This is a genomic window from Pseudomonas sp. CFBP 8758 (genome assembly GCF_014841725.1).
GTDB lineage: Bacteria > Pseudomonadota > Gammaproteobacteria > Pseudomonadales > Pseudomonadaceae > Aquipseudomonas > Aquipseudomonas baltica.
The window spans coordinates 353,462-367,084 of sequence record NZ_JACYUK010000003.1 but is presented as its reverse complement, the minus strand read 5'-3'; the positions used below and the strand labels follow the sequence as shown (position 1 = coordinate 367,084).

At 66.8% G+C, this 13,623-nt stretch carries 17 protein-coding genes; 16 read left to right on the top strand and 1 reads right to left on the bottom strand.

Features of this window, described 5'->3' with window-relative positions; translation table 11 throughout:
• Positions 1-57: 57 nt before the first annotated feature.
• The 6 genes from IFT75_RS08550 to IFT75_RS08525 all read left to right on the top strand — a co-directional run bounded on the left by IFT75_RS08550 (position 58) and on the right by IFT75_RS08525 (position 5,653).
• Complete coding sequence (locus tag IFT75_RS08550; RefSeq protein WP_192054288.1) at positions 58-960, top strand: SctD/MshK family protein; 903 nt, start codon at positions 58-60, stop codon at positions 958-960.
• Positions 961-988: 28 nt separating this feature from the next.
• The gene (locus IFT75_RS08545; RefSeq protein ID WP_192054286.1) at positions 989-1,366 is read left to right on the top strand and encodes a hypothetical protein; all 378 of its coding nucleotides are present in this window, start codon (positions 989-991) and stop codon (positions 1,364-1,366) included.
• Positions 1,356-1,748 carry a tetratricopeptide repeat protein gene (locus IFT75_RS08540; protein WP_244652720.1) on the top strand — a complete coding sequence of 131 codons (393 nt, stop codon included), beginning with the start codon at positions 1,356-1,358 and terminating at the stop codon, positions 1,746-1,748. The genes IFT75_RS08545 and IFT75_RS08540 overlap by 11 nt, the downstream gene beginning before the upstream one ends.
• Positions 1,745-3,880, top strand: a complete 2,136-nt coding sequence (sctV, locus tag IFT75_RS08535) for a type III secretion system export apparatus subunit SctV (RefSeq protein ID WP_192054284.1) — start codon at positions 1,745-1,747, stop codon at positions 3,878-3,880. The genes IFT75_RS08540 and sctV overlap by 4 nt, the downstream gene beginning before the upstream one ends.
• Before the next feature lie 101 nt (positions 3,881-3,981).
• Positions 3,982-5,226, top strand: a complete 1,245-nt coding sequence (locus tag IFT75_RS08530; protein WP_192054501.1) for a type II and III secretion system protein family protein — start codon at positions 3,982-3,984, stop codon at positions 5,224-5,226.
• Between the two features lie 127 nt (positions 5,227-5,353).
• On the top strand, positions 5,354-5,653 hold the full coding sequence (locus IFT75_RS08525) for a hypothetical protein (protein WP_192054282.1): 300 nt from the start codon (positions 5,354-5,356) through the stop codon (positions 5,651-5,653).
• Positions 5,654-5,656: 3 nt separating this feature from the next.
• Here IFT75_RS08525 and IFT75_RS08520 read toward each other — a convergent pair whose 3' ends face one another.
• Entirely contained in the window at positions 5,657-6,457 is an 801-nt protein-coding gene (locus IFT75_RS08520) for a tetratricopeptide repeat protein (protein ID WP_192054280.1), read from the bottom strand.
• A gap of 188 nt (positions 6,458-6,645) precedes the next feature.
• Here IFT75_RS08520 and IFT75_RS08515 point away from each other — a divergent pair, with 188 nt between their 5' ends.
• The 10 genes from IFT75_RS08515 (at position 6,646) to sctR (ending at position 13,604) form a co-directional block, all read left to right on the top strand.
• Positions 6,646-7,299: a hypothetical protein gene (locus IFT75_RS08515; RefSeq protein ID WP_192054278.1), complete on the top strand. Its 654-nt coding sequence runs from the start codon at positions 6,646-6,648 to the stop codon at positions 7,297-7,299.
• 40 nt (positions 7,300-7,339) lie between these two features.
• Complete coding sequence (locus IFT75_RS08510; protein WP_122796789.1) at positions 7,340-7,549, top strand: hypothetical protein; 210 nt, start codon at positions 7,340-7,342, stop codon at positions 7,547-7,549.
• A gap of 44 nt (positions 7,550-7,593) precedes the next feature.
• Positions 7,594-8,001 carry a hypothetical protein gene (locus IFT75_RS08505; protein WP_244646851.1) on the top strand — a complete coding sequence of 136 codons (408 nt, stop codon included), beginning with the start codon at positions 7,594-7,596 and terminating at the stop codon, positions 7,999-8,001.
• 104 nt (positions 8,002-8,105) lie between these two features.
• Complete coding sequence (sctJ, locus tag IFT75_RS08500; protein ID WP_244652732.1) at positions 8,106-8,825, top strand: type III secretion system inner membrane ring lipoprotein SctJ; 720 nt, start codon at positions 8,106-8,108, stop codon at positions 8,823-8,825.
• Positions 8,822-9,496: a type III secretion protein gene (locus IFT75_RS08495; protein ID WP_192054274.1), complete on the top strand. Its 675-nt coding sequence runs from the start codon at positions 8,822-8,824 to the stop codon at positions 9,494-9,496. The genes sctJ and IFT75_RS08495 overlap by 4 nt, the downstream gene beginning before the upstream one ends.
• Positions 9,489-10,103 carry a FliH/SctL family protein gene (locus IFT75_RS08490; protein ID WP_192054272.1) on the top strand — a complete coding sequence of 205 codons (615 nt, stop codon included), beginning with the start codon at positions 9,489-9,491 and terminating at the stop codon, positions 10,101-10,103. The genes IFT75_RS08495 and IFT75_RS08490 overlap by 8 nt, the downstream gene beginning before the upstream one ends.
• Positions 10,100-11,431 carry a FliI/YscN family ATPase gene (locus IFT75_RS08485; protein WP_446731059.1) on the top strand — a complete coding sequence of 444 codons (1,332 nt, stop codon included), beginning with the start codon at positions 10,100-10,102 and terminating at the stop codon, positions 11,429-11,431. The genes IFT75_RS08490 and IFT75_RS08485 overlap by 4 nt, the downstream gene beginning before the upstream one ends.
• Complete coding sequence (locus IFT75_RS08480) at positions 11,428-11,907, top strand: hypothetical protein (protein WP_192054270.1); 480 nt, start codon at positions 11,428-11,430, stop codon at positions 11,905-11,907. Before IFT75_RS08485 ends, IFT75_RS08480 begins: the two co-directional genes overlap by 4 nt.
• Positions 11,900-12,955 (top strand): type III secretion system cytoplasmic ring protein SctQ, encoded by a 1,056-nt coding sequence (gene sctQ, locus IFT75_RS08475; protein ID WP_192054268.1) that lies wholly within the window; start codon positions 11,900-11,902, stop codon positions 12,953-12,955. Before IFT75_RS08480 ends, sctQ begins: the two co-directional genes overlap by 8 nt.
• The gene (gene sctR, locus IFT75_RS08470; protein ID WP_122796795.1) at positions 12,948-13,604 is read left to right on the top strand and encodes a type III secretion system export apparatus subunit SctR; all 657 of its coding nucleotides are present in this window, start codon (positions 12,948-12,950) and stop codon (positions 13,602-13,604) included. Before sctQ ends, sctR begins: the two co-directional genes overlap by 8 nt.
• Positions 13,605-13,623 lie beyond the last annotated feature (19 nt).

Here is a 13,623-nt window from a genome sequence, read left to right as displayed (position 1 = left end):
TCGCTGGCGGGTGGCGTGCTGCGCCATCCGCCCGTTCTTGTCGACGCCGAGTGATGAATGCCTGTGATTGCTGCACACCGCTCCCTGCCACTGACTGCCCACCCCCTTCTTCCCGAGCTCAACGTGCTGAGCGGCCCCCATGCCGGTGCGGTCGTCGCGCTCGAAAGCAGTGTCTGTCGCATCGGCGCCCATGAAGACTGCGACATCGTCCTGCGCGACCCCCAGATCCATGCAACCCATCTCACCGTGCACGTACACCGGCGCTTCCTGGCGATCGAGGCCACCGGCGGCGATGTCATGGTTGGCGACGTGCGCGTTGCCCAGGGCCACGGCTACCGCTGCAGCCTGCCGGTGCAACTGAGCGTTGGCCACACCGCCCTGCGCCTCTCGCATCCACCCGGCAGCGAACCACCGCGCTCGGCAGCAACCGCTCGCTGGACGCTGCTCGCCATGGCGTGCCTGCTGATCGTTGTCGGCTACCTGTGGCGGCCATGGACCGAAGCAGCCCCAGCGCTGGCCGTCGACGGCGCTGCGCCGACTGCCGATGCCCGGCCTGCAATCGCCAGCGCACAGCCTCAGGCACTGGCTGCGCTGCGCGAGCGTCTGGATCAAGCCGGCCTGCAACCGTTATCCATCGACACCCAGGGCAACACGCTGCGGGTCAGTGGCCTGGTCGACAGTGATCAGCGCACCCGCTGGATCGAGGTACAGAGTTGGTATGACCGGACCTGGGGCAATGCGCCGGTGCTGCGCAACGACGTGCTGCCAGCACCGCCGCTGGTGCCGCCGCGGGTGCATTTCCAGGCGGTCTGGCTGGGCCCGCAACCCTATGTGCTAGGCGAGCGCGGCGAACGCCTCCACCCCGGTGCGGCGCTGGCCGATGGCTGGGTTCTGCAGCGTATCGAACACGATCGGCTGATTCTTGCCCGCCAGGGCAAGGAATTCGAGTTGACCCTATGAATCTGCGGGCCAGGCGGGAGCCAGCGGCATGAAAGTCGAGGCGCGCAAAGGGCCCGAGCCCACGGCCGGCAGCCTGCGCAGCGAGCCGGTGCAACCAGCCGCCGCCAGTGCCGCGACGGCCACCCGCGAGGCCTTCGAGAAAGCCATTCGCAACCGGCGCGCCGATATCGGCAAGTCGCTGCGCGGACGGCTCGAGCAGCTGACTCAGGTTCAGGTTCAGGACCCGACGATATTCAGCCCGCACCGCACCGCGCAGATTCTCCAGCACCTGATCGACGTCATCGTGCCGCACTTGGGCGCCGATGCGGAAACCGAAGCGGTGGCGCTGGCGTTGCTGCACGAAGAGATGCAACTGCAGCGCGACATCGAGGCTCACCTGGAAGCCGGCGCTGACCATGACGGCTGAACGCGAACTGCCAGGCGAGATGGACATGAGCCCCGCGGCGCCGTCGCCGCGTGACTGCGCCCAGTGGCTGCAGAGCCGCGGGCAGTCGTATGCACGCAGCGGCCAAGAGCGACGTGGCCTGACCTACCTGTTGATGGCCTATCGCATCTGCCCGGACGACATCCATATCCTGCGCAGCCTGATCGCCTTGTTCACCCAATCGGGTGACGGGCGCCGGGCGCTCAATGCACTCGACTACCTGATCGGCCTGGAAGGCGAGCACCCGTGCCATGCGCTGCTGCGCAGCCGCGCCCTGTGGGTCAGCGGCGATCATGCCGGCGCACGCGAGTGTTTTTCCCGTCACCTGCTGGGGCCTGCCCCGCCAAGGACTTCGACCCCATGAACCTCGCCCCACTCAACCGCCTGGCGCTGTTGGCATCGCAGCGCAGTGACGTGGTCATTGCCGCCTTCATGATGCTGGCCGTGGTGATGATGATCATTCCGTTGCCGACGATCATGGTCGACGCGCTGATTGCGGTGAACATCGCCTTCAGCCTGCTGGTGCTGGTAGTGGCTTTCTACGTTTCGCGTTCGGTGGATTTTTCCGCCTTGCCGCCGATCATCCTGCTCAGCACCCTGTTGCGCCTGTCGCTGTCGATCACCACAACGCGCCTGATCCTGTTGCAGGGCGACGCCGGCGAGATCGTCGCGGCCTTTGGCGAGTTCGTGATTGCCGGAGAGGTGGTGATCGGCCTGGTGGTGTTCCTGATCATTACCGTGGCCCAGTTTCTGGTGATCACCAAGGGCGCCGAGCGGGTCGCCGAGGTGGCCGCACGCTTCACCCTGGACGCCATGCCCGGCAAGCAGATGAGCATCGATAACGATCTGCGCAACGGCGATATAGAACCGGCGCAGGCCAAACAGCGGCGCTCCCTGCTGGAGCGCGAGAGTCAGCTGTACGGAGCCATGGACGGGGCCATGAAGTTCGTCAAGGGTGACGCGATCGCCAGCCTGGTGATCCTGTTCGTCAATCTGCTCGGCGGCATGGCCATCGGCATGGCCAAACGCGGGCTTTCGTTCAGCGAAGCCAGCCATACCTATTCGCTGTTGACCGTCGGCGATGGTTTGATCGCGCAGATCCCGGCACTGCTGATCGCGGTCGCCGCCGGCATCGTGGTGACCCGCGTTGACAGCGATGACGACCAGGACCTGGGCAGCGAGATCATCGGCCAGCTGGGCTCGAACCAACGCGCATTGACCCTGACCGCCGTTATCCTGCTGGCAGTGGCGTTCATTCCCGGTTTCCCTGCGCTGGTCTTCGTGTTCATCTCGGCGATTCTGGGTGCCGCCGCATGGGCCTTGCACCGGCGCCAGGCGCGCTATGCCATGACCCAGAGCGTGCCCGCCACGGCAATCGATCAGTCAGGTGCAGCCGGTGCAACCGCTTCGGTGGAGCGCTTGCCGGAGCCGGTGGAGCCCGAGCGGCGCATCATGCTGCGGGTCGGCCAGACCCTGGCCCTGCACCTTACTGCGGACGAACTGCGCGAGCATGCCGAGGACGCGCGCCAGGCGGTGATGCAGCAACTGGGCATCGAGCTGCCCGAGGTGGGAACGCGGATCGATCCCGGTATGGCCGCCGATCAGTTCGCGGTCCTGCTCGAAGGCATTCCGATCAGCGCCGGTCCGTTGCCTGCCGCCCACCTGTGGGTGCGCGACGATCCGCTGCACGTGCAGTTGCTCGACGTGGAGCCGCAGTCCGCCATGGCCTTGGTGGGGCGCAGTGACACGCTGTGGGTCGACCAGGTTCACCGCGAGGCGCTGGAACAGGCCGGCATCGGCTTTCATGGGCTGGAACAGGCGCTGGGGGCGCACCTGCAGACCGTGTTGACGCGCTACGCTGCGGACTTCATCGGCATCCAGGAAACCCGCCGCCTGCTCGACCGTATCGAAACCGACTATCCGGAGCTGGTACGCGAAGCCCTGCGGCACACTTCGCTCCAGCGTCTGGCGGACATCCTGCGCCGCCTGCTCGACGAGGGTATCGCCTTGCGCAACCTGCGTGGCCTGCTCGAGGCCTTGGTGGAGTGGGGCCCGCGCGATCTCGAACTGCATGTACTGAGCGAACACGCCCGCGGCGCGCTGGCACGCCAGATCTGTCATCGCTACGCCGACGAGCACCGGGTCATCGCCGCCTTCGTCCTCGCCCGACCTGCCGAGGACGCGATTCGCCAGGCGCTGCGGCGCACCGAAGCAAGCCGCAGCGCCGGCCTGCCGGACGCGCTCGGCCAGGCGCTGCTGGAGCAATTGCGTCAAGCGTTCAACCGCACGGACGACGACTTTCAAGTGGTGTTGATGGTGTCGGCCGATCTGCGCCGCTATCTGCGCCAGTGGCTGGTGCGCCACGACCTGGAAATCCCCGTGCTGTCCTATCAAGACCTGACCCGAGAATTCACCTTGCATACATTGCGCTCCATCGCCCTGCCCGGCAGCCCTGCGGCTGCGCTTGCTGCTCCCGATGCAGGAGTCCTGGCATGAACCAGCTGTCGATGCCCACCCGCCGGCTGCGTGGTCTGCTGCGCCGAGTGCCATGCGCCGGCGCATGGCTGGCGCTTGCGCTGGCCGGGCCGGCACAGGGGATGAACTTCGATCCGGCGCCCAGCGAAACGGTGCAATTGAGCGTGGGTGAAGGCCGCATCCTGCGCTTTGCCGCGCCCGTGGAATCGGTGTTCATCGCCGACAACGCAATAGCCGACATTCGCATCGTTTCGCCCGGCGTAGCCTATGTGTTCGGCAAGACGGACGGCCAGACCAACCTGATTGCCCTGGATGCCCAGCAAGCCTCACAGGGTAGCGTGGGCGTGAGCGTCCGCCCGCCGATCGGCACAGCGCTGCAGCAGCACAACCCGGACAATCAGGTGCAGGTGCGCAGCCAGGGCAAGCGCTTGCTGGCCGACGGTGCGGTGGCCGACATCGACAGCGCCATCGAACTCAACGCTTTGCTGGTCAGCAGCGCAGCGGCAGGCGTGCCGCCGATCAACGCCGCGACCTACAACGGCTCGCCCCAGGTCAATATCCGTGTGCGCTTTGCCGAGGTCTCCCGCGAGCAGTTGCTGCGCTACGGGGTCAACTGGAATGCCCTGATCAACAGCGGCTCGTTTTCCTTCGGCCTGATCACTGGCGGCCCGCTGGCCAGTTCGGCAGTGGCCGGCGCTACCAACCTGTTGTCGGCCGGGTTCAACTCCAGCAGCGCCAGCGTCGATGTACTCCTCGACGCCTTGCAGAGCAACGGCTTCCTGGAAATCCTCGCGGAACCGAACATCACCGCTCTGAGCGGGCAGACCGCCAGCTTCCTGGCCGGTGGAGAGATTCCCGTGCCCGTCCCGGTCGGCAACCAGTTGATCGGCATCGACTACAAGTCGTTCGGCGTTTCCTTGCAGTTCACCCCGACCTTGCTGCCCAACAAACGCATCGGCCTGCAGGTCCGACCGGAAGTCAGCAGCCTGTCGACCACCAGCCAGGTACAGATCAGCGGGTTCAGCGTCCCCAGCTTCCAGGTCCGCCGGGCCGACACCCGGGTCGAAGTCGGCAGCGGGCAAACCTTCGCCATCGCCGGGCTGTTCCAGCGCAGCAGTTCGCAGGACATCGACAAGCTGCCGCTGCTGGGCGACGTGCCGGTGCTGGGCAATCTGTTCAGGTCCAAACGCTTCCAGCGCAGTGAAACCGAACTGGTCATCCTGATCACCCCCTACATCGTCGAGCCGGTGGCCGATCGCAGCCTGGCCACACCGCTTGACCCTGCCGGCGACAACCCGGCCTGGCGGCTGGCGGGAGGCAACGTTGCGCTCACTGCCCATACGGAGTTCGGCTTCTATGTGGACTGAACCGGTGTGGAGTAAACCTGCGTGGGCTCATCGTCGATGGATGGCCTGCTGCAGAACATTGGCCTGTGTCGCGTCCCTGCTGATGCTTGGCGGGTGCGCCACCGAGCTGGACACCGCGGACGACTCCGTGGATTACTTGCAGCTGCGCGACGATCCGTCGACGGGCGCTGCGCGCACCGTGCCGGCAGCGTGCACGGGTGCCGATAACATCGCAGGCCGCGCGCGCTTGCCGCTGGGCTGTGCCAATGCCGTGAACCTGCAGCGCATGGTGCAAGACACCCGCGACCTGCACCAGGGGCAAGCCATGGGACCGACCCTGGCGGCGCCCGTGGGTCGCGCCGCGCAACAGTACCTGCTTGGGGAAACGGCCGATCTGGAGCGCAGGCGCGAGCTGGAGCGTGAACGTCTGGCCGCGCCGGCGCCCTGATATTCAGCGCGCCTGGCGCGCGAGAATGCCGAGGGCGCGAGCGCGGTCGGCCGGATCCTGCAGCACCTTGATGGCCCGTGCCTTGCCGATCAACGCCATCCGCTCGCTTTCGCTCAGGTCGGGCAGTTCGGCAGCAATGCGCTGCTCCCGACCGGCCAGGGTCAGCACCAGGAGTTGCTGACGCAGGTGACTGGGACGTGCCAGTGGCGAGCGGACCACCTGTGCCATGCGTTCGACGGCCTCGTTCGGCTGACTACCAAGTGCATGAGCCAAGGCCAGGTTGGTACTGATATCCAGGTTCTGCGGGTCCAGCTCATGGGCCTGGCGCAGCGCGGCGATGCCCTGCGCCTGCCGGCCCGCGAGCATCGCGGCAGTACCCAGGCGATTGTAGGCAGTGGCCGTGCCGATCAGCGGTGCTGCCTGTGCAAGGGTGTCACTGGCGCGACTGACTTCGCCGCTCTGCAGCAACGCGGTGCCCAGGCCCAGCAGCGCCCGCGGCTCCTTGCTCTGGTTGACCAGCACGCCACGGAAAGCCCGCGCCGCGCCTTGAGGATCGCCGCTGGCCAAACGCGCTTCACCCAACTGCAACATGACCTCGGGCGCCTCCTGGGACAGTACGGCGGCACGCTCATAGAGCGCCACTGCCGAAGAAGGATCGCCGCGACGATCGACCTCGGCCGCCAGTTGCATCAATCGCGCGCCGTCATCGCTGGGCGGTGCCTGCGTGGCGCAGCCGCCCAACAGCACGCAGGCCGCCGCCAGTGCCGTGATCGGCAGAGACTTTCCAGGTCTTGAAAAACCCACTACACCCCTCCCCTGAATGCTGACAAAGGGCTGAGTGAACCCTACCCAGATGACAGTCCGGTGACAACACGCACTTGCATGGGGTGCAAGGCTTGCAGTGCGTGGCGCGTTTGCCGACCGTCACAAAAACGCAAAGTGCGCGCGGCTACACTCGGCCCGTTCAAACAATCGGCAGGAACGCACAGCGCATGAGCCAGCACGGCCCAGACATCATTGCCAGATCCAGCCAGCGCTCGCCCGGCACGCCGGGGCTGCTCAGCGTATTGGTGATCTTGGGCATGCTGGCCGGGCCCAGCGCCTGGGCCGCAACCGATGCTGCGCCGGCCTGGGCCGCGCAACCCTATCCGTACCTCATCATCGACCAGGATGTACGGGGCGTGCTGCAGGAGATGGGCAGCAACCTCGGTATCGCGGTGGTCATCGCCGACGCCGTCAAGGGCAAGGTTCGCGGCAAGGTGCGTGGCGACAGCGCCGCCGATTTTCTCGCCGCGTTGAGCACCGCCAACGGGCTTGGCTGGTACTTCGATGGCAGCACGCTGTTCGTCGACAGCGCCAACGACACTGCGGCGCGCACCTTCGACACCGGCACGCTGTCGGCCGCTGCGGTTCAGGGCGCGCTGGCCCCGCTGCTTGCCGGAGGCCCGCGCGCCCGGCTGAGCGTCGATGCCAGCGCGAGCACGGTGCGCGCGGCCGGCTCGCCAGGCTACCTGAGCCTGATCGACGGGCAACTCGCCGCCCTGCGACCGCCTCTGCGCCGCACGGCCGCTGCCCAACCTGCGGCCGGCAGTGTGCGGATCTTTCGTGGCGGCGCCGAGACCCAGGTGGTCTCGGGCCTCAACTGAGTTCACCCCGCCCTCGGGCTCACATGCAAGGAGAACGACCATGGCTACAAACGCTATCGATCCGAACCTCGACCCCTCTGCCGGCACGGACGGCGAAGCGCAATTCAACGCCGCGCTGGACAGCTCCACGGAACTGAGCGACGCCGAGTTCACCGATCAGTTGGTCAGCGGCGCGGTCACCGTGGCCGGCCAGATGATCATCATGCCCAAGGCCAACGAAATGCTGAACGAAGCGATGTCCGACGAGTGATTGCGTCGCGCTGAACCTTCCCATCGTCGAACAGGAGCCTGACCATGCTGCCCATTGCCGCCACCGCCGTACCGGCACAGCCACCCATCGCCGATGCAGTGGGCACCGGCCAGGTATCGCAGAACCTTTTCGAGCACATGGCCCGGCAACCCGCCGTCGCCCCCACCGGCACCAGCCCCGCGCAGTTGGGGGCCGGTGTTCTGGACAACCTCGACGGCTTCTTCAATCGCACCCAGCGCTTCTCCGAGCGCGCCGCCGACCTCGGCGCCAGACAGACCGACCCTGCGGCGGCCGGTCACCCGACCCCGGCGCAGGCCGCTGCCGACCCGCAACTGCAAAAAGTCGTGGAGTCGTTGAGCCTGATGTTCGATCACTCCATCGAGACGCAGATGGTGGTGCGCGGTGCCACCCAGGTGTCCGGCGCCGCCAACACCTTGCTCAAGGGTCAATGATGAACCTTACCCCTTTCTCGATACTGCCTGTCTCGATACTGCCTCTGCCGATACTGCAGCGCACGACACGCCGCCTGCTGGCCATCGTCCTGCTCGCCTGCCTGATGCAGGGCTGCAAGACCCAGCTGTACACCAATCTCAGCGAGCGCGAGGCCAACACCATGGTCGCTGCGCTGTTGCACGAAGGCATCCCCGCCGACCGCATGGTGCAGAAGGACGGGCGCTTGACCGTCAACGTGGCGCAGGAGCGCTTTGCACAAGCCATGGCGATCCTGGAACAGGCCGGCCTGCCGGAGCAGACCTTCGCCAGCATGGGCGAGGTGTTCAAGAGCAACGGCCTGGTTTCGTCGCCCACCCAGGAGCGCGCCCAGCTGATCTACGCGTTGAGCGAGGAACTGGCGCACACCGTATCGCAGGTCGACGGCGTGGTCTCGGCCCGAGTCCACGTGGTGCTGCCGGACAACGATCTGCTCAAGCGCAACATCACCCCCTCTTCGGCCTCGGTGTTCGTACGCTACGAAGCCGGGCTGGACATCAATGCACTGATACCGCAGATCAAGACGTTGGTCGCCAATGGCATTTCCGGGTTGGGCTACGACGGCGTCTCGGTCATTCCCGTGCAGGCCGCCGCCCGCGAGCGCGCACGCCAGGCACCCGCGTTTTCCTCGGTCATGGGTATCTGGGTGCTGGACAGCAGCCAGCCCCGCGCTGCAACCCTGTTCGGCGTGATGTTGCTGGCCATCGTGGCGCTGGCCGGGGTGCTGGGTTATGTGCTGTGGCAGGCACGTCAGCCGCGCAGCTACGCCTTGGTGGACGCCACATGAACGCAGCGGAACGCACTATCGCCGCAGCCGAGCATGAACGCCGCTGGCAAACCTTTACCGCCCGCCCCCTGCACAACGTGCACCGGGCACGTCTGCAGGCCTGCTTCGACAACCTCGACCTGCCCGCCGCCACCCTGGACGCGATGCTGGCCCAGCCACGCCTGCGCGAGCGGCTGACGCGCATGCTGGAGCGACGCTTTGCCTTGCAACCCCTCGAGGCGCTGCACGCCCCGCCGGCCGAGGATGTCCCGGTGGCCACCCTGGACAGCGCGCAACTCAGGCAACTGGCGCGTCGCTGCGGGGTGGTGTTCTGGGCCGAGGCGCTGGTTCGGGAAATTCGCGCACCGGCAGTACGTGCGCTGCGCGAGCACTTCGGTGATGCGCTGTTCGAATTGGCCCTGGCCGAACATGCCTTGGCTTGCCCGCTGGCCAGCCACGAGCTGCCGGCTTCTCTCGAGGAACTGGACGCTGTGGTCGAACGAGATGGCCAGGCCTGCGTCAACGCCTGGCTGGCCGAACAACCTCGCGCACTGGCCGCCTGGTACCGATTGAAAATCGATGACCCGGCCGCCGCCACGCCGATTACTCCGCGCATCGAACAGTACGGGCCAATGATCGTGCGGCGGGTAGTGCGCAGCGATCCGCCGACCCAGGGGGGCATGCATGAGTGAAGCCAGCCCATTGCCAACCCCTGGCAGGCGCATCGTGCGCGCCGACGAAGCTGCGCACTGGATCGACGGCCAACGGTATTTGCAGAACGCCCGCGAGCAGGCCCGACACCTGCTCGAGCTGGCCGAGCGGCAGGCCCAGGACCTGCGCACTGCCGCCCGCGCCGAAGGACTTGCCGAGGGCCAGGCGGCGGCGGGTCGACAGCTGGTCGAGACCGCTGCAGGCGTGGAGCGCTATCTGGCCACGGTGCAGGAGCAACTGGCCGAGCTGAGCCTGACATTGGTTCGCCAGGTACTCGACGACCTCGACGCCGCCCCCCTGATCGCGCAGTTGTGCCAGCGCGCCCTGCACGACTTCCGCGACCAGCAGCAACTGACCCTGCGCGTGCCGCCGGCTCAATTGGCGCCGGTCACGAGTTTGCTGGACGGGCTGCTCGGAGTGGTGCAGGTGCAGATTCAGGTTCAGGGCGATGCCAGCCTGGGGCCGCGACAGGCCACGCTGTCGAGCCCGGCCGCGCTGGTCGACCTGGACGTCGACGAGCAGTTGCGCGGCCTGCGCTTCGCCCTGGGTCTGCCAGCCGCCCCTGCCAGCAGCGGATCTGCCCGGTGAGCGCGGTACTCGACAACGTGCTGCCAGAATTGCTCGCGCGGGCCACGACTGCCATACCAAGACCGATGCGCGGCAAAGTCCGGCGGATTCGCGGAATCATGGTCTACGCCAGCCTGCCAATGGCCCGCATCGGTGAGCTGTGTTACCTGCGCGATCCCCTCGACCAGCGTCTGGTCGCGGCCCAGGTCATCGGTTTCGAAGGCGACGAAGCTTTGCTCACGCCGATCGGCGAGCTGCAAGGCATGTCCACCCGCTGCGAAGTGATCCCCACCGGCGCGCCCCTGAAGGTCAGCGTGGGTGAGCATCTGCTGGGACGGGTCATCGACCCGCTGGGCCACTTTCTCGACGGCCCGGCCCCGCCTCTGGCGCCAGGGCCGGCACGTCACTACCCGGTGCATGGCGAGCCGCCGGCGGCGTTCTCGCGCAGCCTGATCGAGCAGCCGCTGGCCCTGGGTATCCGCGCCATAGACGGCCTGCTGACTGTCGCCCGTGGCCAGCGGGTGGGCATATTCGGCGAGCCGGGGGTGGGCAAATCGTCGCTGCTGACCAGCATCGTGCGCGGCACCGCCGCCGACGTCATCGTGCTGGGATTGATCGGCGAACGTGGACGTGAAGTACGCGAATTGCTCGACGTCCAGCTCGGCGCGCAGGCCCGCGCACGCACCGTCGCCGTGGTCGCTACCTCCGACCGTCCAGCCATGGAGCGGGTCCAGGCGGCCCACGTGGCAACCAGCATCGCCGAATACTTCCGGGACCAGGGCCTGCATGTGCTGCTGTTGATGGACAGCATCACACGCTTCGCCCGCGCGCAGCGCGAGGTCGGCCTGGCAGCGGGCGAACCGCCGACCCGGCGCGGCTTTCCACCTTCGTTGTTCGCCGCCCTGCCGCGCCTGCTGGAGCGCGCGGGACCGGCAGCGCGCGGCAGCATCACCGGCCTGTACACGGTCCTTACCGAAGGCGACGGCAGCCAGGATCCGGTGGCCGAAGAAGTCACCTCGATCCTGGACGGGCACATCGTGCTCAGCGCCGCCCTGGCGCAGAAGAACCACTTCCCGGCCATCGACATACTGCGCAGTCGCAGCCGCCTGATGGACGCCGTGGTGCGGCCGCTGCAACGCCAGAGCGCGGCGCAGATTCGTCAGTCCATGGCGCTGTACGCCGATGTCCAGCTGTTGTTGCAGGTGGGCGAGTACAGCGCTGGCAGCGATCCGCAGACCGATGCGGCCATCGCGCGGCAGGGGGCTATCGAGCGATTCCTGTGCCAGCAGGCCGACAGTTGCAGCGACTATGAACAAACCGTGCGTGCGCTGTTCGAGTTGCTCGAGTGACCGGCGCCGAGCGCTTGCAGGCGCTGCTGCGACTGCGCGAGTTGCGCGAACGCAAGGCACGGATGGCTGCCGCCCGACAGGCGCGCAGCCGCGACGAGTTGGAGCAGCGGATAGACACCCTGACCCAGGCGCACTGCCTGCACAGCGAAGCCCTGGCCCGCCGCGACGCACGCAACGGCGCGGCGCTGCTGGGTGAAGTCGTCGATCATTGGCAGGTCCAGCGCTACCAGCAGCAGGCATCCGAGCGGGTTCACCTGGATCAGCAGTTCGCACAGCAGCTGCAAGCCCTCAGCGAGGAACGGACCCAGGCGCACGCTCAGCTGGAAGCCCTGCGGCAGCAGCGTCAACAGCACCAGCGACAGTGTGAGGCCATGGCCCAACTGCTGGCACAGGAAGTTCGCCAGGTCCGCCTGCGCGCGCAGGGGCACGCCGAAGCGGAAGCAGAAGATCGGCCCGGGCGCGTGCCCCATGGGTGACGTCCGCCCGATCCGCCCCGCGCAGGCGTCGCCAGCGCCGGTGTTGCCACAACAGGTGCTTGCGCATTTCCCCCGGGTCGATGCCACTGCCTGGGAACTGATCAATCAATGGTTGCACCCGCGCGCCGTCATCGAGTTCGCGCTGGGCGGTCACGCCTGCCAACTGGCCGTGCGCGCCTGGCCCGAGGCGCTCGACGACCGCCTCGACGTCGCCTTCAGCCTCGGTCAGGACGCGGGCGCCCTGTACCTGCCCATGGGCTTGCTGGACAGTGCGTTTGGTACCGAAACGAGCACCAGCCTGCAACAGGCCTCCCCGGAACAGCGTTGCCTGCTGCTCGAGTACCTGCTGCTCGACCTCGTCGAAGCCTTGGAAAAACTGACCACCCAGCCCCTGCAGTGCGTCCCTGAACCGACCGCGGAGAATACGTTGCCGGTGCGCCTGGGATTGGCCGTCAGCCAAGGAGCGTGGCACGCCACCCTGGGTCTGGCGCTCGACCCGGGCGCCGCCCAACGTCTGTTGGCTCTGCTCGATACCCAGGTACCACGCGTGCCGGAGCACCCTGGCTGGCTACCCCTGCCGGTGTCGGTCGCCTGCGGCTGGCAGCGGCTGTCCCTGGACGAACTGCACAGCCTGGCGCCGGGCGATGTGGTCATGCTCGATCGACCTTGCGAAGGCGTGCTGGTAAGCATCGCCGAGCGCCTGCACGCGTTTGCCACGCTCATCCCCGGCGGCCTGCGCCTGGACGATTCACCGTCGCCGGCTTCCTTTCCGTTCCTTTCGCCTTCCTCAGGAGAATCCACCATGGCGCAATCCCCCGAACACCTTGCAGCGCATTTGCCCGTCACCCTGGTCTGCGAAGTCGGGCACCTCGAGGTGACGGTGCAGACCCTTGGCGCACTGGTGTGCGGCAGCGTGTTGCCCCTGCCGGACCGAGAGGGTCAGCAGGTCATGCTGCATGCCAACGGCAAAGCCTTCGGCCAAGGCGAACTGATCACCCTGGGCGAAGGCCTGGGGGTGCGCTTGACGAGCCGTGCAGCCCATGAATGAGCTGCAACCCAACCTGATCGAAATCATCATCGTGGTCTCCACCATCGGCCTGGTGCCGTTGGTGGTGGTCACCATGACCGGCTTCCTGAAGATCTCCGTGGTGCTGTTTCTCATCCGCAACGCTTTGGGCGTGCAGCAGACGCCGCCCAACCTGGTGCTGTACGGCATCGCGCTGATTCTCACCGTCTACATCACCACGCCGCTGGTGGGGGAAATGCTCCACCGCCTCGAAGCCCAGCCCATCAGCCTGCAGAGCGTGGACGGCATTCGCGAAGCCGGCGACGTGCTGCGCGCACCGTTGCAGGCGCACCTGTCGCGCTACGCCAATCCGGATGAGCGCGCGTTCTTTCTGCAGGCGACCGAGAGCATCTGGTCGGAGGAAGCCCGCGCCGATCTTCGCGAAGACGATCTGGTGGTATTGATCCCGGCGTTCGTCAGCTCCGAGCTGACCCGTGCCTTCGAGATCGGCTTTCTGCTCTACATCCCGTTCCTGGTGATCGACCTGATCGTCTCCAACATCCTCATGGCGATGGGCATGATGATGGTATCGCCGACGCTGATCTCGATCCCGTTGAAGATCTTTCTGTTCGTGGCCGTCAGCGGTTGGTCGCGCCTCATGCACGGACTGATCATGAGCTACGGCGCATGAACGTCGACCACCCACCCCT

What these genes read in the sequence shown, in the direction of transcription:
- IFT75_RS08550 (WP_192054288.1), top strand. Translation starts at nt 58, where the DNA reads ATGCCTGTGATTGCTGCACACCGCTCCCTGCCACTGACTGCCCACCCC.
- IFT75_RS08545 (WP_192054286.1), top strand. Translation starts at nt 989, where the DNA reads ATGAAAGTCGAGGCGCGCAAAGGGCCCGAGCCCACGGCCGGCAGCCTG.
- sctQ (WP_192054268.1), top strand. Translation starts at nt 11,900, where the DNA reads ATGGGTGACGTCCGCCCGATCCGCCCCGCGCAGGCGTCGCCAGCGCCG.
- IFT75_RS08540 (WP_244652720.1), top strand. Translation starts at nt 1,356, where the DNA reads ATGACGGCTGAACGCGAACTGCCAGGCGAGATGGACATGAGCCCCGCG.
- sctR (WP_122796795.1), top strand. Translation starts at nt 12,948, where the DNA reads ATGAATGAGCTGCAACCCAACCTGATCGAAATCATCATCGTGGTCTCC.
- IFT75_RS08495 (WP_192054274.1), top strand. Translation starts at nt 8,822, where the DNA reads ATGAACGCAGCGGAACGCACTATCGCCGCAGCCGAGCATGAACGCCGC.
- IFT75_RS08510 (WP_122796789.1), top strand. Translation starts at nt 7,340, where the DNA reads ATGGCTACAAACGCTATCGATCCGAACCTCGACCCCTCTGCCGGCACG.
- IFT75_RS08490 (WP_192054272.1), top strand. Translation starts at nt 9,489, where the DNA reads ATGAGTGAAGCCAGCCCATTGCCAACCCCTGGCAGGCGCATCGTGCGC.
- IFT75_RS08515 (WP_192054278.1), top strand. Translation starts at nt 6,646, where the DNA reads ATGAGCCAGCACGGCCCAGACATCATTGCCAGATCCAGCCAGCGCTCG.
- IFT75_RS08505 (WP_244646851.1), top strand. Translation starts at nt 7,594, where the DNA reads ATGCTGCCCATTGCCGCCACCGCCGTACCGGCACAGCCACCCATCGCC.
- sctV (WP_192054284.1), top strand. Translation starts at nt 1,745, where the DNA reads ATGAACCTCGCCCCACTCAACCGCCTGGCGCTGTTGGCATCGCAGCGC.
- IFT75_RS08530 (WP_192054501.1), top strand. Translation starts at nt 3,982, where the DNA reads ATGAACTTCGATCCGGCGCCCAGCGAAACGGTGCAATTGAGCGTGGGT.
- sctJ (WP_244652732.1), top strand. Translation starts at nt 8,106, where the DNA reads ATGCAGGGCTGCAAGACCCAGCTGTACACCAATCTCAGCGAGCGCGAG.